Here is a 21198-nt window from a genome sequence, read left to right as displayed (position 1 = left end):
GCGGTGACCGCGGTCCCGATCACGCGCAGCGGATGGCCGCAGATGATGACCGTGTCGCCGATGCGGATGCAGAGGGCGTCGGCGAAGGCGCTCTCGACTACCCCGCCGCAGGGGCGTACCCAGGTGCCGTCGGTCACGGCGGGCCGGTCGATCGATGCGGGTGCGGTGTCCCGGCCCGCCACGACGGTGTGCGCGGACTTGCCGTGGGCCGTCATCGTCAGGTAGGCGATCGGGAAGGGGCCGCTGTGATCGGTGACGCCGGCCCCGGTGCTAAGCGATGCGAGTTCGTCCAGTGCGGCCTGGCCGGTGGCCCGGGGTGTCACGATCACGTCCGGGCCGGCGGTGGCCGTCCGGGTCTGTTGGTACGGCCGGTCCGCGAGTTCGTTGAGGGTGAGGCCGACGGTCAGTGTGGCGGTGGCGGCGGTGATCGCGGTCAGAAGCAGGACGGTTTCGGTTCGGCGACGGCGCAGGTCGCGCATCAGTAGCCGGCAGACGAGCAGGAGGCGGCCGGCCATGTCAGCTCCGCCCGCCGTAGAGGGTGCCGGTGGCGGTGCTGGCAAGTCGGTTGTCGTCGACGAACGCGCCGTCACGCATGGCGATCACCCGGTCGGCGACCGCGGCGATGCGGGGGTCGTGGGTGACCACCACGAGGGTCTGTCCTGCGGTGCGTAGCTCCTCGAACAGCCGCAGCACGTCCAGGGTGGCGGCGCTGTCCAGGTTGCCGGTGGGTTCGTCGGCCAGCACGACCAGCGGCTCGTTGCTCAACGCGCGGGCGATGGCGACCCGCTGGCGCTGCCCACCGGACAGTGCCGAGGGCAGGTGCGTGGCGCGGTCGGCCAGCCCCACCCGGTCCAGCAGATACATCGCCCGCTTGCGGGCCCTGCCTGGTGAATGGCCGGCCAGCAGCGCGGCCAGCTCCACATTCTCGACCGCGGTGAGCTCGTCCATGAGGTGGAACGACTGGAAGACGAACCCGAGGCTGTCACGCCGCAGCCGGGCCAGGGCCCGTTCGCTCATCGTGTCGATCCGACGGTCGGCCAGCCACACCTCACCGCCGGTCGGGCGTTGCAGCCCGCCGAGCAGGTACAGCAGGGTGGACTTGCCGCAGCCGCTGGGCCCCATCACCGCCAGCGACTGCCCGGCCGGCACGTTCAGGTCGACCTCGTCGACCGCGCGGACCAGCGCGTGCTCGTCGCCGTAAAGCATGCTCAGGCCATGCGCCTGCAATACCGTCGACCCGGTCACGCCCCCGCCTTCCGTCCGGTCGGATCAAGTTCAGCCCATAGGCGTTCGCACGCCTCCAGCCATTCCAGGTCGGCCCGCAGCCGCAGCACGACACCCTCCAGCAGCAGCCCGGCAACCGGATCCACCGATCGCTCCAACGCGGCCCGTTGGGCGTCGCGCAGCCGGCGCAGCACCTCACGCCGCTGGGCGTCAACCAGGGCCACCGGATCGGCCAGCCGGGCTGTCGCGGCAGCGACCAGCTTGAGGTGAAACTCCGCGAGGTCCGGCTTCGGCCAGTTCACTTCGGCCAGCCAGGTGGCGACTCGCTGCTGCCCCTCCGGGGTCAGCGCGTACACCCGGCGTTCGGGCCGGTCCGGTAGGCCCTCGGCCCGCTGCGAGGTCACCAGCCCTGCCTTGCCGAGGCGGGTCAGCGTCACGTAGATCTGCCCGGCGTTCATCGCCTCGCCCAGCGGGCCCAGCGCGGCACGCAGCCGGCTGCGCAGCTGGTATCCGTGCGCCGGCTCCTTGGCCAGCATGGCCAGCACCACGTCCTGCACGGAGCACATCCTTCGTCTAGATCGTTAATGGATAACGGCTAGCTATAGCGCTGTCAAGTCGGTGGGTGGGGTGCGGCGGACGGAACAGGCAAGCGTTCGTCAACCAGGGTTGACACGAGACGCGCTGTCAACGTATGTTGACGGCATGAGTCAGGCGACAGAACTCGCGGCGGCAGCCGGCAGCACCGACCCCCGGGTCGGGCTGCGCGCCGTCCGCGCGCTACGCCGGCTGCTCGAGCGGCTCGAGGTGGTCCAGGTGGACAACGCCCGACGACAGGGTTGGTCCTGGCAGGAGATCGCCGACACGCTCGAGGTCAGCCGGCAGGCAGTGCACAAGAAGCACGCCGGGCGACCGGCGGTCAACTCATCCTGGGAGGCGTGATGTTCGAACGGTTCACCGACCGGGCGCGCGACGTGGTGCGGCGGGCGCTGGAGGAGGCACGGGTCGAGGGCCAGCGGCCGGTGGGCACCGAGCACCTGCTGCTCGCCCTGCTCGCCGACGAGGCCGGGCTGGCCAGCCGGGTGCTCGCCGACGCCGGGGTACGCGCCGACGACCTGCGCGAACGCGTCCGCCGGCACACCGCCAGCGGCGGCGCGGGCCTCGGCGACGCGGACGCCGCAGCGCTGCGGGAGATCGGCATCGACCTGGCCGCGATCGTGGCCCGCATCGAGCAGTCCTTCGGCCCGGACGCGCTACGGGAGGCGGTGCCGGCGCCACGCCGCCGCTGGGGGCGTAGGCGGTACCTCGGCGGCCCGTTCTCGCCCCGCTCGAAGAAGGTGCTGGAGCTGTCCCTGCGGGAGGCCCTGCGGCTGCGCCACCGGCACATCGGCACCGAGCACATCCTGCTCGGGGTGCTCCGGGAGGGCAACGGGCTGGGCGCGTTGGTGCTCACCGAGTCCGGTGTCGACCTCGACGATCTGCGCCGGCGGGTGGAGCTCGCACTGCGGGCGGCGGCCTGACGGGTGGGGCCGGGTTGAAACCTGTCTGTGGCACTTCCGACGTGCGCCGGTCGCCGGGTCGCTGAAGCCGTCCGGGTGCTGCACACTGGCGCCGTGGATGCTGGACAGGACAGGCGGCCCTCGGGCGGCGACGGCGGGTTGCGCTCCGCTGTGGTGGTCAACCCGGTCAAGGTCGACCATCTCGACGAGTTGCGCCGTACCGTCGACGACGCCCTGACCGCGGCCGGCTGGCCCGCGCCTCAGTGGTACGAGACGACAGTCGACGACCCGGGGCGTGGCCAGACCGAGCAGGCCGTCAAGGCCGGCGTCGACCTGGTCTTCGCCTGCGGGGGCGACGGCACAGTGATGTCCTGCGTCAGCGGGTTGGTCGGCACCGACGTGGCCCTCGCCGTGCTGCCGCAGGGCACCGGCAACCTGCTCGCCGCCAACCTGGGGCTCTCCACCGACCTCGCCGCCGGGTTGCAGGTCGCCGTCGAACGCGGCCGACGGCTGCTCGACGTCGGCGCCGTCGAGGACAGGTACTTCACAGTGATGGCCGGCATGGGCTTCGACGCCCAGATGCTCGAAGCCACAAACGAGACCACCAAGGCCCGCATCGGCTGGCCGGCGTACGTGATGGGTGCCGCCCGCCACCTACGGGACCGGCCGATGCGGGTGCAGATCCGCATCGACGACCGGCCTCCGCTACGCCGCCGGGCCCGTTCGGTCCTGATCGCCAACGTCGGCCGGCTGCAGGGCGGCGTGACCCTGTTGACCGAGGCCGAGCCGGACGACGGCTGGCTCGATGTCGCCGTGCTCACCCCGCGCAACCTGCGGCACTGGCTCGCGCTCGGCTGGGCGGTGGTCCGCCGCAGCGGCCAGGTGCCGCAGCTCGAGATCTTCCGGGGCCGGCGGGTGGTGGTCACCAGCAACCGGGCGCAACCTCGGGAGTTGGACGGCGACCTGATCTCCCCGGGCCGGCAGTTGCGGGCGGAGGTTCGGCCGCAGGCGCTCTGGCTCTGCGTCCCCCAGCCCGAGGACGCCCCCGACCTGGCCGTCGACGCGCAAGGTGCCGGGGAGCGGGGCGAGCAGCTGATCGAGGAAGCCCGCAGTGAGTAGTACCCGGATCGTGCCGGAGACCCGGCTGATGGCCGACGAGGAGCTGTCCGCCGACGACGCCTGGCACACACTGCGCGGACAGGGCGGTTGGCACCTGCTGCGGGACGCGTTCATCCGGTTCCGCTACGGCGACGGGTTCAGCCACTCCCGGGCCTTCGCGCTGCAACTCTGCCTCGCCGTGGTGCCGTTCCTGATCGCCCTCACCGGCCTGATCAGCGAGCTGGGCGTCGAGGAGGGCGGCCAGGTGGTCGCCGACACCGTCCTGGCGCTCACCCCGGGCCAGAGTTCGCAGATGGTCGGCGAGCTGCTCGGCGAGGGCGAGCGTGTCGAGGACGCCGGGGAGCTGGCGCTCACCCTCGGTCTGCTCACCGGCCTGTTCGCGCTCACCACCACGATGGCCCAGATCGAGCGGGGCGCCAACCGCATCTACGGCGTCGAGCGGGACCGCCCGGCGCTGCGCAAGTACCTGCGAGCCGCCGTGCTGGCCGTCACCGCCGGCCTGCCCGCGCTCGCCGGCTTCCTGATCCTGGTCGGCGGCGGCGCGATGGGCGACTCGGTCCGCGAACACTACGAGTGGGGCGAACTCGCCCACGGCATCTGGGACGTGATCCGCTTCCCGCTGAGTCTCGGGCTGACCGTGGTCGCCGTGGCCGTGCTGTTCCGACACGCGCCGCGCCGCAACCAGCCCGGCCTGTCCTGGCTGTTGTTCGGTGCCGGCATCGCCACGGCGCTGTGGTGGCTGGCCAGCCTGCTGCTCGCCGCGTACGTGCGGTTCAGTGACGGTTTCGGGCAGACCTACGGCGCCCTGACCGGCATGATGGCGCTGCTGCTCTGGGCCAACCTGACCGGGATGGCGCTCTTCGGCGGGCTGTCCTTCGCCGCCCAACTGGAGGCGCTGCGCATCGGTGCGCGCGAGCCCGCCCAACCGGATCTGTGGGAGCCCGACCCGGACCGCGCCGAGCTGTACGACACCGGGGACATGTCGGCGCTCTAGCAGCACCGGCGTGTACGACGGACGCGGATCGGGTAAAGCGCCTCGCCAGACACACAAGGGAGGTGCGGGGTGACCGCGGTCAAAGAGGTGGCGCACCGTCCGATCGGTCATTTCGCCGAACGGAGCATTGCCGGTCTGGTGGCCGTCACCGGTGCCGGGGTGGCCTTCGGGCTGCTGTTGTTGCTCGTCCGGGTGCAGTGGAGCCCGTTGCAGGATGTCGACCACGGGCTCGCCGAGTGGTTCAACGGGCTCGTCGCCCCGCACCACGCGCTGGTCACCGTCCTTCAGGCGGTGACGGACCTGGGCGGCCGACCGATCCTCATCTGGCTGGTCACCATCGCCGTGGTCGGGTTGCTGATCCGGCGGCAGCCCCGACTCGCCGTCTATCTGATCATCACGGGGGTCGGTGGCCTGATCCTGGACCCGTCACTGAAGACGCTTGTCGGCCGGCTCCGCCCGGTAGTGGACGTGCCGATCGCCAGCGCGCCCGGCAACAGCTTCCCGAGCGGGCACGCGCTCGGCTCGTTCGTCGCGTACGGAGCGCTGCTGCTGGTGTTCCTGCCGGCGATGGCGCCCCGCTGGCGCAAGCCGGCCATCGTCGGCGTCGGTGTGCTGGTGGCACTGGTCGGGCTGACCCGGATCGCGCTGGGCGTGCACTTCGTCTCCGACGTGCTGGCCGCCTGGCTGCTCGGGGCCGCCTGGCTGGGCGTCACCGCGTACGCCTTCCGACTGTGGCGGCGGGAGCGGGGGCGGCCGGTGCCGCCGCTGACCGAGGGCCTGGAGCCGGAGGCGGGGCACGACATCGCCCCCGCCCCGGCCGAGGAACACGTGCTGGCCCATCCCCGCTCGGCGGTGGCCGAGCTGCTGGTCGGCTGGGTGATCGTGTTCGGGGCGCTGTACGGCTTCGGCACGTACGTCAGCTACCACGCCAAGGGCACCTTCTTCGACACCCTCGACACGAAGGTGCCGCAGTGGTTCGCCGAGCGGCACACCGAGGTGCTGACCGACGTCAGCTGGTGGTGGAGCAAGTTCGGTGACACCCATGCCATCCTGCTGATCTCGCTGGTGTTCTGCCCGCTGGTGCTGGCGGTGTGGCGGCGCTGGCGCCCGGTGCTCTTCGTGGCGCTGGCGATGGTGGGGGAGTTGACCCTCTTCCTGGCGTCTGCCCGCGCGATCGACCGGCCACGTCCGCCGGTGGAGAACCTGGACGGGCAGATGCCCACCTCGTCGTTCCCGTCCGGGCACATCGCGGCCACGATCTGCGTCTGGCTGGCGATCACCCTCATCGTCTTCCCGCGTACCGACCGGTGGTGGCGTTGGATCTTCGTGGCGCTGGCAGTGCTCATGCCGGTCGGGGTGGCCACGTCCCGGATGTACCGGGGGATGCACCACCCGACCGACTTCATGGGCGCGATCCTGCTCTCCGCGCTCTGGATCGGCTTGCTCTACCTGGTGATCCGCCCCAACGAGGACCTGAAGGAAGGCAACCGGCCGGCCATCGAGTCGGAGGACGTGGACACCCTCGACGACGAGCTGGCGCGGGCCGGCCGAGCCGACTAGGCGCCGCCGTCGTGCTGCGGGTGATGACCTGGAACATCCGCACCGGCGGGCGGGATCGCGGCGGACTCGACCGGTTGGATCAGGTGGTCCAGGTCGTCGACGAGCAGGCGCCGGACGTGTTGGCCCTGCAGGAGTTGCGCGGCTTCGACCGGGACGGGCTGATGGCCAGCGTGGCGGGCCGGGTGGGAATGATTCCCCACCTGGCCCGGTCCTGCTTCGGGCAGCCGGTGGCGGTGCTGGTCCGGCCGCCGTACCGGGTCGTCGACGCGGGATCGGTGCGTCGTCCGTTCCACCACGCCGCCGCCCGCGTCGTGGTGGACACGTCCGCCGGCCCGTTCACAGTGCTGGGCACCCACCTCTACCCGTACTCCGGGGGTCGGCGGCGGATGGAGGTCGACTGGTTGGTCGCCGCGATGCGCCGTGACCAGGGGCCGCTGACGCTGGTCACCGGTGACCTCAACTCGCTCGACCCGACCGTCGACCACACCGCCCGCCTGGCCGGCATGCCCACCCTGTACCGGCGGCGGCACCTGCGTCGCTCCGGTGGCGCCGTGGACACCCGCGCGATCGGCCGGCTGCTCGCCGCCGGCCTTGTCGACCTGTGGCCGTCGGGCAATGTCGACGCACCGGAGGTCGCCGGTCACACCGTGCCCACCCGGCTCGGCGGGGCCGAGTTCGCCGGGATGCGGTTGGATTATCTGCTCGGCAGCCCGGCGGTGGCGCGACGCACGCACGACTGTCGGGTGATCCGCGACGGCGCGGCGGCCACCGCCTCCGACCACTATCCGCTGCTCGCCACGCTGGAGCTGTCTCCCGGCTGAGACGCGCGGGGCTCAGAGCACCAGATTCAGCAGGACGGTCAGCACCACCGAGGCCACGATCGAGAAGAGGATCATCAGGAGGCAGCCGAGGCCCCCGCCGAGCGGGCGGATCTCCGTGTTGCCGAAGCGCATGACGTTCACCTGTCCGTGAGTGCGGGATGAGGGGCGAGCAGGTGCCGGATCGCGTCCGCGACGGCAGTCGGGGCGGTCGTGACCACGTTGTGCGCGGCACCGGGAACGACCACCAGGGCCGCCTGCGGCACCAGCCGTGTCGCCTGGTCCCGCCACCGTCGCGGCACGACCGGGTCGCGGCCGCCGGTCACGACGACGGTCGGCGCGCTGACCCGGACGAGGTCCACCTCGATGGCGTTGCGGACCGAGTGCGACAGCGTGGCGAGGACCCGCCAGGGCCGGGCGTTCCAGACGTCCCGTACCAGGATCGGGGCCTGTAGCGGCGCCTCGCGCAGGCTGTCCACCAGCCAACGACCGAACTGGTCCCGTCGGGACCGGGCCGCCGGGTCGCTGGTCGGCCCGGCCAACACCAGCGCGCGTACCGCGTCGGGGCGGGTCGCGGCGACCGCGGCGGCCACCTCCGCGCCGAACGAGTGCCCGAGCAGGCAGACCGGCGGCAACCGGTACGCGGCCAGCCAGGCGGCCAGGTGGTCGGCGTGCCGGCGGACGTCGTACGCGCCCCGGGGGTGTTCGGTGAGCCCGAAGCCGGGCAGGTCCGGCACGTACACCTGATGGGTGGCGGCGAGCGCGCCGGCCAGCGGGGTGAGATACCGGTGCGAGACCGCCAGGCCGTGTACGAGCACCACTGGTGGCGCCCCGGTCCCCGGGTCGGCGCTGCGGCGGGTGTGGGTGTGTAGTCCGTCGACGACCCGCCACTCGCTGGTCAGCCCGCCGGCCGGCCGGGGCGCGGCCATGGCGAGCCGCAGCTCGGCCGGCCCGAACCGGCCGACGGCGCTGCTGCGGGTCGATCCGGGCGGCCGAGGTGCCGCACCTCGGTTCACAGCTCGCGCAGCCGGGGCAGCAGTTGCTCCTGCGCCCAGTCCAGGAACATCGGCTGCGTCTCCCCACCGACCTGGATGATCGCCACGTGCGTGAAGCCGGCGTCGACGAACTTGCGGAACGCCTCGACGTGCGCGTCCACCTCCGGACCGCAGGAGATGCCCTCGGCGACGTCCTCCTCGCGGACGAACTGGGTGGCGGCGGCGAAGGACTCCGGGCCGGGCAGGTCGGCGTTGACCTTCCAACCCATTCCGAACCAGCGGAACTGGTCGTGCACGATCTTGCGGCACTCCGCCTCGTCGGGGCCGTAGCAGATGGCCACCTGGCCGTAGCGCGGCTGGCCGGCGCCCCCGGCGTCGTCGTACATCTCGATGATGTGCCGGTCGGGTTCGGTGGAGATGAGGCCGTTGCCGTACTCGGCGGCCAGCGTCGCGGACTGTCGACCGGACGCGGCGATGGCCATCGGCACCGGCCGTTCCGGGCGGTCCCAGACGTACGCGTCGGGCACGTCGAAGTGGTTGCCGGAGAAGGTCAGCGTCTCCCCGTTGAGCAACGGGCGGATGATCTGCAACGCCTCCTCGAACATCTCGTGCCGCTGCTGGACGTGTGGCCAGCCGCCGACCACGTGCTCGTTCAGGTTCTCCCCGGCGCCCAGGCCGAGGGTGAAACGGCCGTCCGAGAGCGCCCCGATGGTGCTGGCCTTCTGCGCGACCACGGCCGGGTGGTAGCGGCGGATCGGGCAGGTCACGAACGACATCAGCTCCGCGCGGGAGGTGGCATGGGCGACCGCGCCGAGCACCGACCAGGCGTACGGGGAGTGGCCCTGGGAGTCCAGCCAGGGGTAGTAGTGGTCGGACATCACCAGTTGGTCGAAACCAGCCGCCTCGGCCCGTACGGCATGGTCCACCAGCTGCTTGGGCCCGGCCTGCTCGCTCATCAGGGTGTAGCCGACGCTGACCATCCTGGTATCCCCTCTCGCTGACGGATCGTTCCCGGGATACCCCGGTGCACGGCGGTCAACCCTCCCGTCCGGTTCGGCTGCCGTAGTGCTTGACGGATCCCGGCCGCCTGCCTACCGTCGCTCTTAACCGGTTAAGAGCCGGTGTGGCGCACATCCTGTGGTGGGGATGACCGCCCCGTGACGGCCTGCGTCCGCGTGGGCCGTTGCGGCTGTCCGGGCTGCGGGCCCGTCTACTGAACCGGTTGCGGGGACCAATCCATCGTCCTACGCTGATGCCTGCGCCGGAGCCGGGCGCGGCTGCCGGGCTGCAGCCGCCTTCCCCTGTCACGTCCCACCCCTGTCGGGCACCGGGGGTCCTCCCTGAGGAAGGCCATGAAGACTCGACTCTCCGCCGCCGGCGCGACACTTCTCGCGTTGCTCGTCACAGTGCTGGCGTTCGGCCAGCCGGCGCACGCCGCGGCTGGTTTCTCCGTCGCTGGCGGCAAGTTGTACGACGCCAACGGCGCCGAATTCATCATGCGCGGCGTCAACCACGCGCACACCTGGTACCCGCAGCAGACCAGCTCCTTCGCCGACGTCAAGGCCCTCGGCGCGAACACCGTGCGGGTGGTGCTCTCCAGCGGCGACCGGTGGACCCGCAACACCAACGCCGACGTCGCCAACGTCATCTCGCTCTGCAAGGCCAACCGGCTGATCTGCGTGCTGGAGGTGCACGACACCACCGGGTACGGCGAGCAGAGCGGCGCGATCACCCTCGACCGCGCCGTCGACTACTGGCTCAGCCTCGCCGACGTCCTCGCCGGCCAGGAGAGGTACGTCATCGTCAACATCGGCAACGAGCCGTACGGCAACCAGAACTACGCCTCGTGGGCCACCGACAGCGCCAATGCCATCAAGCGCCTGCGGGCCGGCGGGTTGACCCACACGATCATGGTGGACGCGCCGAACTGGGGGCAGGACTGGTCGTTCACCATGCGCGACAACGCCGCGTCGGTCTTCGCCGCCGACCCGGCCCGCAACACCGTGTTCTCCATCCACATGTACGGGGTGTTCGACACCGCCGCGGAGATCAGCGACTACCTGGGCCGGTTCCGTACCGCCGGGCTGCCCATCGTGGTCGGTGAGTTCGGCTTCAACCACTCCGACGGCAACCCGGACGAGGACGCCATCCTCGCCTACAGCCAGGCCAACGGGATCGGCTGGCTGGGCTGGTCGTGGAGCGGCAACGGCGGCGGCGTCGAGTATCTCGACCTGGCCACCAACTTCAATCCGGCGAGCCTGACCGACTGGGGCCAGCGCCTCTTCAACGGAGTCAACGGCATCCGGCAGACCTCCCGCGAGGCCAGCGTCTTCGGCGGCACCCCACCGCCGACGACGCCTCCGCCGACCACCCCACCCCCGACGACGCCGCCACCGACGACGCCCCCGCCGAACGGTGGCTGCACGGCGACGTTCACGGTGACCAACCAGTGGCAGGGCGGCTTCCAGGGTGAGGTACGGGTGACCGCCGGCGCGAGGGCGATCACCGGCTGGACCGCCGGGTGGATCTTCGCCAACGGCCAGCGCGTCACCCAGTCCTGGAATGTGGCCCTCACCAGCAGCGGAACCACGGTGACCGCCCGCAACACCGACTACAACGGACGGCTGGCCGCCGGTGCCAGCGCCAGCTTCGGCTTCCTCGGCAGTTGGACCGGCACCAACAGCCTGCCGGTGGTGAGCTGCACGGCGAGCTGACCGTCGGACCGGTGGTCGGGTCCGCGCCGGACCCGGCCACCGGACACCGTAGTGGTCAGTGCTCCCCGGCCAGGTTCACGATGACCACCCCGGCGATGATCAGTGCGATGCCGGTGAGCTTGGCGAGCCCCACCGACTCACCCAGGAACACCGCTCCGAGCTAGTGCCGGCGACGCCCCCGCCCGGCCGGCCCGCCCACGTCCGATCGACGTCGAGCCGACCCGTCGCGTGGCGTCCGTACGGCCCGTGAAGTGGCGTCCGTACGACCTCGGCAGCTATCACAGAACGCCTTTGGAGCTGATGTCACAAACGAATCGGTTGTGGCGACGAAGCGGACTTCGCCACGAATCAGCCCCCGTTGACGAACCAGACTTCGCCATCGGACTGGCCGTGCGCCCGGCGCCCGGACCAGTGGATGAATCGTTTACGGCATCAGCTCCAAAGCCGGCCCAGCACACCACCCACCCACGCCGCCGCGGCGGGTCGCGCCGCTGTTCCCCGTGCTGCCGCCCCCGGTAGTGGCCCGGAAGAGGTCCGCAGGGGGGTGAAGCTGCCGGGGTCGCGCCGCGCGGGACCAGTTGGTCCCTGTCTTCACGGGAGATCTGCGGGCTCGGCGGCCAGCCGGGCAGCTCGCATGGTCAGGTAGAGCTGTTCGGGACGGCTGCTCGTGCGGGCGGCGGCGATGCGGTAGTCGACGATCGCCTGGGCCTGGTCACCGGCCATCTCGTGCAGATGGGCGCGGGCGGCGGCCAGCCGGTGGTGTCCGGCCAACTGCGAGTCGTGGGCCAACGCGTCGATGGCGGCCAGGCCGGCGGCCGGTCCGTGCACCATGGCCGTCGCCACGGCCCGGTTGAGGGCCACCACCGGGCTGCCGGCCAAGCGTTCCAGCACCTCGTACAGCGCCAGGATCTGCGGCCAGTCGGTCTGCTCGGTGCTCGACGCCTCGGCGTGCAGGGCGGCGATGGCGGCCTGTACCTGGTACGGACCGACCGGCCCGCGCGGCAGGGCCCGGGTGACCAGTGCCACGCCCTCGGCGATCGCCGTCGCGTCCCAGCGGCTACGGTCCTGATCGGCCAGCGAGATCAGCTCGCCGGAGGACCCGGTCCGCGCCGGGCCGCGTGCCTCGGTGAGCAGCATCAACGCCAGCAGCCCGGCCGATTCGCTGTCGTTCGGCAGCAGCGTGTGCAGTGCGCGGGTCAGCCGGATCGCCTCCGCCGCGAGGTCGACGCGGCGCAGGTCCGGGCCGGTGGTGCTGGTGTGTCCCTCGGTGAAGACCAGGTAGAGCACCTGTCGTACGGCGACCAACCGGTCCGCCCGCTCCGCCGGCTCGGGCATCCGGAACGGCAGCCCGGATGCCCTGATGCGCTGCTTGGCCCGGCTGATCCGCTGCGCCATCGTCGCCTCGGGCACCAGGAACGCGCGGGCGATCTCGGCGGTGCTCAACCCACCGACGGCGCGCAGGGTCAGCGCCACCGCCGACGTCGGCGCGAGCGCCGGGTGGCAGCAGAGGAAGAGCAGGACCAGCGTGTCGTCCCGCTCGGCGGTCAACTCCTCGTCCGGGGCTGGCGCGTACCGCTGGTCGTCCGGATCCTGGCGGGCGACCAGGTCCTCCCGGCGGCGTCTGGCCTGCTCACCGCGGACCAGCTCGATCATCCGCCGGTAGCCGACCTGGATCAGCCAGCCACGGGGGTTCGCCGGTAGCCCCTCGGTCGGCCACTGGGTGGCGGCGGCCAGCAGTGCCTCCTGCACCGCGTCCTCCGCGGTAGCGAAGTCACCGAAGCGGCGGCTCAGCACGCCGAGGACCTGCGGCGCCAACTCGCGCAGCAGGTCCTCGATGCGGGGATCGGTGTTCAGCCCTCACAGCTCCTGTGCCGGGGCGGACATCACCGGGTGCACCTCGATCGGCATGTTCAGCGGCCGGCCGCCGGGTCCGGGCGCTGTGGAGATGTGCGCGGCCAGCTCCACGGCCCGCTGCGGGCTCTCGCAGTCGACGATCCAGAAGCCCGCCAGGAACTCCTTCGTCTCGGCGAACGGTCCCTCGGTGACCACCGGCGCCCCACCCTCGCCGGCGCGGACGATCCGGGCCTGCTGCGGGCCGCCGAGGCCCTGCCCGTCGACCCACTCGCCGGCGGCGGTGAGCTTGGCGTTTACCTCGCCCATGAACGCGATGTGCGCCCGGACCTCGTCCTGGGTCCAGGTGTCGATGCTCGGGAAGTCGGTCCCGGCGGCGCTGAACTGCATCAGCAGCATGTACTTCATGGTTGGCTCCTCACGCCTGCGCACCGTCGTCGGTGCTCTCACAGTGAGGTAGAGGCAGGCCCCGCCGTTCTCGACACCCCGGCCGAAGATTCTCCAGAATCTTTTCAGTCGACGGCGTCGACCTCCAGCACCAGGCTCTGCTCCGGGTGCAGGGCGGGCAGCTGCACACCCACCCGGGCCAGCGCCGCCCCGCTGAGGGTGAGACCACCCGCCAGCCAGGTGGGCGGGGACAGGTCGATGCTCGCCGGAGCCGGTACGCCCGACACCTGTCGCACCCGGTACCGCCGGCCCGGGTCGAGGCCGGGCAGCCGCACCGCGCCGGGCGCCTGCGTCACCGAGGTGGTCAGCCGGGCCACCGCGTACACCGCTCGGGTGTTGTCGTGATCGACCACGCCGTGCGCCCAGACGGCCGGATCCGGGTGATCGACCCGGACCACCCGACCAGCGTGCAGCAGCGGGCGCAGCCGCTTGTGCAGCGCCACCCAGGCGGCCAGCTCGGTCTGTTCGGCGGCGCTGATCGAGGCGATGTCCCACTCGATGCCGTGGTGGCCGAAGAGCGCCGTCGCCGCCCGGAAACCCAGGTCGTGTACGCGGTTGGTGGTGTGCGAGCGTTCCGGGCCGACGTGGGTGCCGATCAGCTCCGGTGGCAGCAGCAGCCCCGTCCAGCGTTGGACGCTGAGTCGCTCCAGGGCGTCGTTGCAGTCGCTGGCCCAGACCCGGTCGGTGCGCGCCAGGATGGCCAGATCCACCCGGGCACCGCCGGACGAGCAGCTCTCGATCTCCACACCCGGGTGCCGACCGCGCAACTCGTCGAAGAGCCGGTAGACCGCCAGCGTCTGCCCGTGCACCCCCGGGCGGCCGTGATGCCCGGCCTCGGTGAGGTCCCGGTTCTGGTCCCACTTGAGGTACCGGATGCCGGGGTGGTCGGTGAGCAGCGTGTCGAGACGTTCCAGCACATGGTCGTACGCCTCGGGGCGGCCCAGGTCGAGCACCTGCTGGTGACGCCAGGCCGGCGGTAGCCGCCCCGGCACGGCGAGCACCCAGTCGGGGTGCGCGCGGAACAGGTCCGAGTCGGGGTTGACCATCTCCGGCTCGACCCAGAGGCCGAACTGGAGGCCCCGGCCGGTGACGTGGTCGATCAGCGGTTGCAGGCCGTCCGGCCAGACGGCGTCGTCGACGTACCAGTCGCCGAGGCCGGCGGTGTCGTCGCGCCGGCCGCGGAACCAGCCGTCGTCGAGCACGAACCGCTCCACGCCGATCTGCGCGGCCCGGTCGGCGAGCGCCCGCAGCCGATCCAGGTCGTGGTCGAAGTAGACCGCCTCCCAGACGTTGAGGGTCACCGGGCGGGGGGAGCGCGGGTGCCCGGGGCGGGCCCGGAGGTGGGTGTGCAGCACGTCGCTGAGCCCGTCCAGCCCGGCGTCGGACCAGACCGCGTAGAGCAGGGGAGTCTCGTACGACTCACCGGGGTCGAGCCGGACCTCGCCGGGGGCCAGCAGCTCGCCGCCACCGAGGGTGGACTCGCCGGTGGGCCGACGTTCGGCGAACGTGACGTGGTCGCCGCTCCAGGCGGTGTGCACCGCCCAGACCTCGCCGTGGCCGAAACCGAACCCGGTGGTGCCGGCCACCAACAGCAGAGTGGCGTCGTGCCCGGTGCGGCCGTGCCGGCCCTCGCGGACCCAGGCGCCGTGCTGCCACGGGTGCCGCTGCGGGGACCGTTCCCGACACCACCGGCCGGTCAGGTCGAGCAGCTCGGTGGCGACCGCCGGCACCGGCAGCACCGGCGTCAGCTCCCGCAGCTCGTACGCGCCGTCGCCGTCGTTGCGCAGCCGGTGCCGAACGGTCAGCAGGCCGTACGGGTCGAGCGTGATCTCGATGGCCACCGTCAGCCCGGCGGCCGGGTCCGACGCCCGGACGGTCACCCGCGCCGGTCCGTCGGCGGGCTGGTCGACGTCGAGACCGTCCAGCCGGAACGCCGTGGACCAGTCGGCCCCGTCGCGGTGCCCGGCCAGGCCCGGCCGTCCACTCCAGCCGGCGCTCGCCTCCGGCAGCACCGACAGCACTGTCGGCTCGTCGAAGCTGCTCGGCACCACCGGCGGTACTGTCGCGTCGGTGAGTTGGCGCAGGCCGTCGTCGTCGAGGCCGCCGACGTCGCCGCCCCAGTGCACGACCCGGGGCAGCCCCGGGCCGCGCGCGTCGAGCACCAGGCTGGTCCGCGCGCGGCGCAGGTGCAGGATCGTCATCCTTTGGAGGCTCCCAAGGTCAGGCCCCGAACGAAGTGCCGCTGGAGCATAAAGAAGATCACCAGGGTGGGGATCGCGACGAGCACGCTGCCCGCCGAGACCAGGTTGTTGTCGGTGAAGAACTCACCGCGCAGGTTGTTGAGCGAGCTGGTCACCGGGAACTTGTCGCCGGTGCGCATGAGGACGGTGGCCCAGAAGAACTCGTTGTAGATCCAGGTCACCTCCAGCGTCGCCAGCGCGGCCAGGGCCGGCCGGCACAGCGGCATGGTGACCTGCCAGTACTGTCGCCAGATGCTCGCCCCGTCGACCATCGCCGCCTCGTACAGGTCACGGGGCAGCGCCTTCATGTAGTTGCTGAGCACGAAGACACAGAAGCCGCACTGGAAGGCCACGTTGATCAGGATCAGGCCCCAGTAGCTGTCGTAGAGCAGTTCCGAGTCACTCATGAACTCCGGCAGTGGCACCTCGGTGAACAGCCGGAACAGTGGGATGAGCAGCGCCTGCTGGGGCAGCAGGTTGGCCGCGGTGAAGATCCCGAGCAGGACGAGGTTGAGCTTCCAACTGAACCGGGCGATGACGAACGCCACGCAGGAGGCGAGGAAGAGGGTCAGCAGCACCGCCGGCACGGTGATGTACACCGAGTTGATGAAGTGCTGCCCGAACTCCGCCGTCCGCCAGGCGGTGACGTAGTTGTCGAAGGTCCAGCCGCCGAAGGAGACGTAGCCGTTCGCGGCGGTGTAGTCGTACGAGCGCAGCGAGGTCAGCACCGCCCAGGCGATCGGGAAGAGCCAGGCCAGCGAGACGACGATGAGGAAGCCGTGCAGCAGGATCCGTAACGGGGTCAGCTTGCGGCGGCGCGGCGGCGCGTCGGCCTCGCCCTCGGTACGCCGGGTGACGGTCGCGGTGCTCATTCCCGGTTCTCCCTCATCACGGTCGCCAGGTAGATGGTGATGAAGACCAGCGAGACGACCAGCATGATCGTTGCCAGTGCGGAGCCGAAGCCGATCCGGCTCGCCTCACCCACCACGTTCTGGGTGACCAGCGCGGAGATCAGCTCCAACCCGTTGCGGCCCTTGTTGACCACCCAGACCAGGTCGAACGCGCGCAGCGACTCGATCACGGTCACCACCAGCACGATGATGTTGATGGGCCGCATGACCGGGAACACGACCCGGAAGAAGGTCCGGCTCTCCGAGGCGCCGTCGACCGCCGCGGCCTCGCGCAGCGGTGGATCGACGCCCTTCAGGCCGGCCAGGTAGAGCAACATGATGTACCCGACGTGCCGCCACCCGGAGGCGACCATCACCGCCCAGATGTTGACGTTCGAGTCGCCGTACCAGTCGATGCTGCTGCCGAAGACGGCGTTGATCAGCCCCTGGTCCCGGGAGTAGAGCAGTTGCCAGACGAAGCCGATGAGCGCCAGCGAGAGCACCACCGGCAGGTAGAGCGCGGTCTGGTAGAAGCGGCTGCCCCGCAACTCCTTGTCCAACAGCACGGCCAGGAACATGCCGAACGGGGTGGCGACCACGAACAGCGCCGCCAGCCAGAGCAGGTTGTGCTGGACCGCCGGCACGAACGGCGGGTAGATGTTCACCACGTCGCTGTAGTTGCGCGCGCCGACGAACTCGATCTCGTTGAGGGGGCCGATGCCGTCCCAGTTGGTGCCGGAGAGCAGCACGGTGGCCGCCGCCGGCATCCAGACGAACCCGGTGACGAGCAGCAGCGGGACGAGCACCATCAGCGTGATGACCACGCGGTCGGTGCGGGACAGGAGCCGTAGCCGCCGACGACGACCACCAGTGGAGGTGGTCGTGGCCGGCGGCGGCACGGCGCGATCCGCTTGGATCAGGGGCAGGTCGGACACGATGTCCTCCCCCTTCCGCCGTCAGTCAGTGAAGATCGACTTTTTCTGGTTTTCGATGGACGACGTGAGCCCGCCGATGTCCTTGGGGTCCTTGATGAACTGCTGGAGCGCCGGGATGATCACCGTCGAGGCGAAGTCCGGCCGGGTGTCCCGGTCGAGGAACTGGGCGATCTCGGTGGCCGACCCGACCAGTTCGGCGGCCTTCTTCTGCAATGCGGTGTAGCCGCTGACGTCGGCGCTGCCGTTGGCGACCAGGGTGGCCGGGTCGTTCTTGACAGTGATGTCGCCGGCTTCCTTGCCACCGAAGTACTCCAGCAGCTTGCGGGCGTTGTCCTCGTTCTTGGGCTTGCGGGCCATCATGTAGCCGTCGATCGGCGCGTCGAGCGCCTTGGCGCCGATGGCCGGGTCGATCTCGGGGAAGGTGAAGAAGTCGAGGTCGCTCTGCTCCTCGTTGCTGAACTGCTGACCGACGAAGAGGCCGAGCAGGTACATGCCGCTCTTCTTCTGCTGCAACGACTGCGCGGCCTCCTGCCAGGTGCGGCCGAGGCTGTCCGGCTGGTGCGCGGGGAGCAGGCCGGCCCAGGTGTCGAAGACCTTCTTGACCTTGTCGGAGGTCCAGGCCTCCTTGCCGGCCATCAGGTCGATGTGGAACTGGTAGCCGTTGATGCGCAGGTTGAGGATGTCGAAGGTGCCCATCGCCGGCCAGCCGTCCTTGTCGGCGAAGGCGATGGGGGTGAGGCCGTCCCTCTTCATCTGCGCGGTGAGCGCGGTGAGCTGGTCCAGGGTGGTGGGCACCTGGTAGCCGTACTGCTGCCACACCGACTTGCGGTAGAACATCGCCCAGGGGTAGTAGGACGCCGGTACGAAGTACTGTTTGCCGTCGTCGCCGGTCGATGCCTTCTTGAAGGCGTCGGAGTAGCCGGAGAGCTTGCCCCACACGTCACTGATGTCGCTGGCCAGGCCCTTCTGCGCGAAGAAGCGCATCCGGTAGCCGGCGAACCAGGTGAACACGTCGTCCGGCTTGCCCTGTAGGTAATTGTTGATGTTCTCCTGGAACGTGTTGTGGTCGACCGTATTGACCGCGACCTGCACGCCGGACGAGGTCTTGAAGCCGTCGGTGACCTTGACCAGGACGTCCTTGGGCTTCGGGTCGGACTGGTTCGAGCCGAGCGACACGTCCTTGCTGGACCCCCCGGAGCCGGAGTCGTCGCCGCAGCCGGCGAGCAGGCCGGTGCCGAGCAGCGCGCCCGTGCCGGCCGCGCCGGCCAGCAACGATCGTCGGTTGATGCCGGCGACTGAGGGCGGTACGAGCCGAGCCAGGTACTCGGCTTGGGATTGGGGACGGGACATCTGTGCCTCCTGCGGATGAGAAGGAGCTACGCCCAAGGGCCTCAGGGGGTGGTGAAGGCAGGTCCAGCGCCGTGATCACACATTGAGATCCACCGAGAATCCACATTGGCGAACACGAACGGCCATTGGGGCCTCAAGCTACCCTGCGGTCGTGCGCTGTCAAGAGGGCAGTTCGCCTCTGATAACCCAGTCGTGACACGGCCGTTACCTGGTAAACGTTGGAAAGAAGCTCGATGTTGGAACCTGTTGACTTCGGTGGACCAGCGGGTGCACCCTCAGCTGTCATGCGGCGATGGCAGGGTGACAGCATCTATTTCGGCGGCGACTACAACCCCGAGCAGTGGCCCGAGGAAACCTGGTCCGAGGACGTCGACCTGATGCGCCAGGCCGGGGTCAACCTGGTCTCCGTCGGCATCTTCTCCTGGGCGTTGCTGGAGCCCGCCCCGGGGCGGTTCGAGTTCGGCTGGCTGGATCGGGTGCTGGACCTGCTGCACGACGGTGGCATCCAGGTCGACCTGGCCACCGCCACGGCCAGCCCACCGCCGTGGTTGGCCCACGAGCACCCGGAGACGCTGCCCCGCCGGGCCGACGGCGCGATCCTCTGGCCGGGGGGACGACAGGCGTACTGCCCCAGCTCACCGGTATTCCGCCAGCGGTCGCTGGAGTTGGTACGCGCGGTCGCCGGCCGGTACGCCGAGCATCCCGCCGTGGTCATGTGGCACGTCTCCAACGAGCTGGGCTGCCACAACGCGCACTGCTACTGCGACGTCAGCGCCGAGGCGTTCCGCGGCTGGCTACGCGAGCGCTACGGCGACCTGGACCGGCTCAACGACGCCTGGGGCACCGCGTTCTGGAGTCAGCGCTACGGCGACTGGGCCGAGATCAACCCGCCGCGCACCGCGCTGACCTTCGCCAACCCGACGCAGCAGTTGGACTTCCTGCGCTTCTCCTCCGACGAGCTGCGCGCCCAACTGCGCGCCGAGCGCGAGGTACTGAAGGCGCTTGTCCACCAGCCGATCACCACCAATTTCATGATCGGCATGGGCGTCAAGCACATGGACTACCAGTCCTGGGCGACCGATGTGGACCTGGTCTCCAACGACCACTACCTGACCGCGGCCGACCCGCAGGCGCACCTCGGGCTGGCGCTCGCCGCCGATCACACCCGGGGCGTCGCCGGCGGCGACCCGTGGCTGCTGATGGAGCACTCCACCAGCGCCGTCCAGTGGCAGCCGCGCAACGTGGCCAAGCTGCCCGGGCAACTGCGCCGCAACAGCCTCGCGCACGTCGCCCGCGGCGCCGACGGGGTGCTCTTCTTCCAGTGGCGTGCCTCCCGGGCCGGCGCGGAGAAGTTCCACTCCGCCCTGGTGCCGCACGCCGGGCCGGACACCAAGGTGTTCCGCGAGGTCTGCCAGCTCGGCGCGAACCTCAAGGCCCTGGCGGAGGTACGCGGCAGTCGGGTGGACGCCGACGTGGCGATCCTGTTCGACTGGGAGGCGTGGTGGGGTGTCGAGTTGGATTCGCACCCCAGCGTCGACGTCACCTACGCCGACCGGCTGAACGCCCTGTACGGCTCGCTCTGGCGGGCCGGCGTGACCGCCGACATCGTCCACCCGTCGACCGACCTCAGCGGCTACCGGCTGGTCCTGGTGCCGACCCTCTACCTGGTCCGGGACGCCGACGTCGCCGCACTGCACCGGTACGTCGAGGCCGGGGGCACGGCGGCGGTCACCTACTTCAGCGGCATCGTCGACGCCAACGACCACATCCGGCTGGGCGGCTACCCGGGCGCGTTCCGGGAGTTGCTCGGCGTCCGGACCGAGGAGTTCTTCCCGCTGCGCGAGGGCGAGCAGGTCCGCCTCGACGACGGCAGCACCGCCGACGTGTGGACCGAGTGGGTGCACCCCGACGGCGCCGAGGTGCTCGCCTCGTACACCGATGGGCCCTTGCCGGGCGTGCCGGCGCTGACCCGCCACCGGGTGGGCGACGGCGCCGCCTGGTATGTCGGCACCCGGCTGGACGAGCCGGCCACCGACCGACTGGTGACCCGGCTGCTCGCCGAGGCCGACGTCCGCCCGACGGTGTCGGCGCCGTCGGGGGTGGAGGTGGTCCGCCGCCGCGACGGCGACCGGACCTGGCTGTTCGCGATCAACCACACCGACACCGAGGTACGCCTGCCGGCGCACGGCGTCGAGCTGTTGACCGGAGGACACTACGCCGGTGAGCTGGCACTGCCGGCCGGTGAGGTGGCGGTGGTCCGTGAGGATCGGACCTGATTCTGACGACGGTCACGGCGCGAAGGAGGTTCCCCACATGCTCGCCCAGCAGCGGCAGACCGCCATCCTCGATCTGATCCGCCAACGCGGCGGGGTGCGGGTGAGTCAGCTGGTCAGTCGATTCGGCGTGTCCGACATGACGATTAGGCGCGACCTGGAGGTGTTGGCCGAGCGCGGCCTGGTCGACAAGGTGCACGGCGGCGCGACCCTCGCCGGGCCCGGCTCGGCCGAGGAACCCGGCTTCGCCGCGAAGTCGATCCGCCAGCAGGCGGAGAAGCGGGCCATCGCC

The 21198-nt window shown here is 70.8% G+C and carries 19 protein-coding genes and 1 pseudogene; 9 read left to right on the top strand and 11 right to left on the bottom strand.

The features are described 5' to 3' along the window. The 3 genes and pseudogenes from KBX08_RS29480 to KBX08_RS29470 all read right to left on the bottom strand — a co-directional run. A pseudogene (locus KBX08_RS29480) lies at positions 1–515 on the bottom strand (ABC transporter permease); the annotation flags it as partial. Between the two features lies 1 nt (position 516). Then, positions 517–1245, bottom strand: coding sequence for an ABC transporter ATP-binding protein (locus KBX08_RS29475; protein WP_238690952.1), 729 nt, complete (start codon positions 1243–1245; stop codon positions 517–519). Next, positions 1242–1781 (bottom strand): PadR family transcriptional regulator, encoded by a 540-nt coding sequence (locus tag KBX08_RS29470; protein ID WP_238690953.1) that lies wholly within the window; start codon positions 1779–1781, stop codon positions 1242–1244. Before KBX08_RS29470 ends, KBX08_RS29475 begins: the two co-directional genes overlap by 4 nt. Before the next feature lie 145 nt (positions 1782–1926). Here KBX08_RS29470 and KBX08_RS29465 point away from each other — a divergent pair, with 145 nt between their 5' ends. From KBX08_RS29465 to KBX08_RS29440, 6 genes are all read left to right on the top strand, one after another. Next, the gene (locus KBX08_RS29465; RefSeq protein WP_030336062.1) at positions 1927–2163 is read left to right on the top strand and encodes an HTH domain-containing protein; all 237 of its coding nucleotides are present in this window, start codon (positions 1927–1929) and stop codon (positions 2161–2163) included. Further along, positions 2163–2741, top strand: a complete 579-nt coding sequence (locus KBX08_RS29460; protein ID WP_210786666.1) for a Clp protease N-terminal domain-containing protein — start codon at positions 2163–2165, stop codon at positions 2739–2741. Before KBX08_RS29465 ends, KBX08_RS29460 begins: the two co-directional genes overlap by 1 nt. 93 nt (positions 2742–2834) lie before the next feature. Continuing rightward, positions 2835–3839 (top strand): diacylglycerol kinase family protein, encoded by a 1005-nt coding sequence (locus KBX08_RS29455; RefSeq protein WP_307850685.1) that lies wholly within the window; start codon positions 2835–2837, stop codon positions 3837–3839. Continuing rightward, a complete protein-coding gene (locus KBX08_RS29450; protein WP_210786664.1) occupies positions 3832–4833 on the top strand; it encodes a YihY/virulence factor BrkB family protein in 1002 nt (333 codons plus the stop codon). Before KBX08_RS29455 ends, KBX08_RS29450 begins: the two co-directional genes overlap by 8 nt. Before the next feature lie 69 nt (positions 4834–4902). Next, entirely contained in the window at positions 4903–6393 is a 1491-nt protein-coding gene (locus KBX08_RS29445) for a phosphatase PAP2 family protein (protein ID WP_210786662.1), read from the top strand. Positions 6394–6404: 11 nt separating this feature from the next. After that, the gene (locus KBX08_RS29440) at positions 6405–7214 is read left to right on the top strand and encodes an endonuclease/exonuclease/phosphatase family protein (RefSeq protein ID WP_210786660.1); all 810 of its coding nucleotides are present in this window, start codon (positions 6405–6407) and stop codon (positions 7212–7214) included. Positions 7215–7351: 137 nt separating this feature from the next. Here KBX08_RS29440 and KBX08_RS29435 read toward each other — a convergent pair whose 3' ends face one another. Continuing rightward, entirely contained in the window at positions 7352–8227 is an 876-nt protein-coding gene (locus tag KBX08_RS29435; protein ID WP_307850684.1) for an alpha/beta fold hydrolase, read from the bottom strand. Then, entirely contained in the window at positions 8224–9186 is a 963-nt protein-coding gene (locus tag KBX08_RS29430; RefSeq protein WP_210786659.1) for a TIGR03557 family F420-dependent LLM class oxidoreductase, read from the bottom strand. Before KBX08_RS29430 ends, KBX08_RS29435 begins: the two co-directional genes overlap by 4 nt. 372 nt (positions 9187–9558) lie before the next feature. Between KBX08_RS29430 and KBX08_RS29425 the strand changes: the two genes are divergently transcribed. Then, a complete protein-coding gene (locus KBX08_RS29425) occupies positions 9559–10920 on the top strand; it encodes a cellulase family glycosylhydrolase (RefSeq protein WP_210786657.1) in 1362 nt (453 codons plus the stop codon). Between the two features lie 591 nt (positions 10921–11511). On the opposite strand, the gene KBX08_RS29415 is transcribed toward KBX08_RS29425, so the two are convergent. From KBX08_RS29415 to KBX08_RS29390, 6 genes are all read right to left on the bottom strand, one after another. Next, positions 11512–12774, bottom strand: coding sequence for an RNA polymerase sigma factor (locus tag KBX08_RS29415; protein WP_210786670.1), 1263 nt, complete (start codon positions 12772–12774; stop codon positions 11512–11514). A 3-nt stretch (positions 12775–12777) separates the two neighbouring features. Continuing rightward, positions 12778–13179 carry a YciI family protein gene (locus KBX08_RS29410; RefSeq protein WP_210786655.1) on the bottom strand — a complete coding sequence of 134 codons (402 nt, stop codon included), beginning with the start codon at positions 13177–13179 and terminating at the stop codon, positions 12778–12780. A 104-nt stretch (positions 13180–13283) separates the two neighbouring features. Continuing rightward, positions 13284–15419, bottom strand: coding sequence for an alpha-galactosidase (locus KBX08_RS29405; RefSeq protein ID WP_210786653.1), 2136 nt, complete (start codon positions 15417–15419; stop codon positions 13284–13286). Then, entirely contained in the window at positions 15416–16330 is a 915-nt protein-coding gene (locus tag KBX08_RS29400; RefSeq protein ID WP_210786651.1) for a carbohydrate ABC transporter permease, read from the bottom strand. The genes KBX08_RS29405 and KBX08_RS29400 overlap by 4 nt, the downstream gene beginning before the upstream one ends. Then, positions 16327–17283 carry a carbohydrate ABC transporter permease gene (locus tag KBX08_RS29395; RefSeq protein ID WP_210786649.1) on the bottom strand — a complete coding sequence of 319 codons (957 nt, stop codon included), beginning with the start codon at positions 17281–17283 and terminating at the stop codon, positions 16327–16329. Before KBX08_RS29395 ends, KBX08_RS29400 begins: the two co-directional genes overlap by 4 nt. 21 nt (positions 17284–17304) lie before the next feature. After that, the gene (locus tag KBX08_RS29390) at positions 17305–18633 is read right to left on the bottom strand and encodes an ABC transporter substrate-binding protein (RefSeq protein WP_210786646.1); all 1329 of its coding nucleotides are present in this window, start codon (positions 18631–18633) and stop codon (positions 17305–17307) included. Between the two features lie 284 nt (positions 18634–18917). Between KBX08_RS29390 and KBX08_RS29385 the strand changes: the two genes are divergently transcribed. Together KBX08_RS29385 and KBX08_RS29380 are read left to right on the top strand one after the other, a co-directional pair. Further along, complete coding sequence (locus KBX08_RS29385; protein WP_210786645.1) at positions 18918–20909, top strand: beta-galactosidase; 1992 nt, start codon at positions 18918–18920, stop codon at positions 20907–20909. Between the two features lie 37 nt (positions 20910–20946). Next, on the top strand, positions 20947–21198 hold a 252-nt coding region (locus tag KBX08_RS29380), incomplete at its 3' end, for a DeoR family transcriptional regulator (protein ID WP_210786643.1).

Origin of the sequence: Micromonospora sp. H61, assembly GCF_018070325.1 — a bacterium.
GTDB classification, from domain to species: Bacteria; Actinomycetota; Actinomycetes; order Mycobacteriales; family Micromonosporaceae; genus Micromonospora; species Micromonospora salmantinae.
The sequence above is the reverse complement of the archived record's forward strand: the minus strand, read 5'-3'. Positions and strand labels throughout refer to the sequence as shown.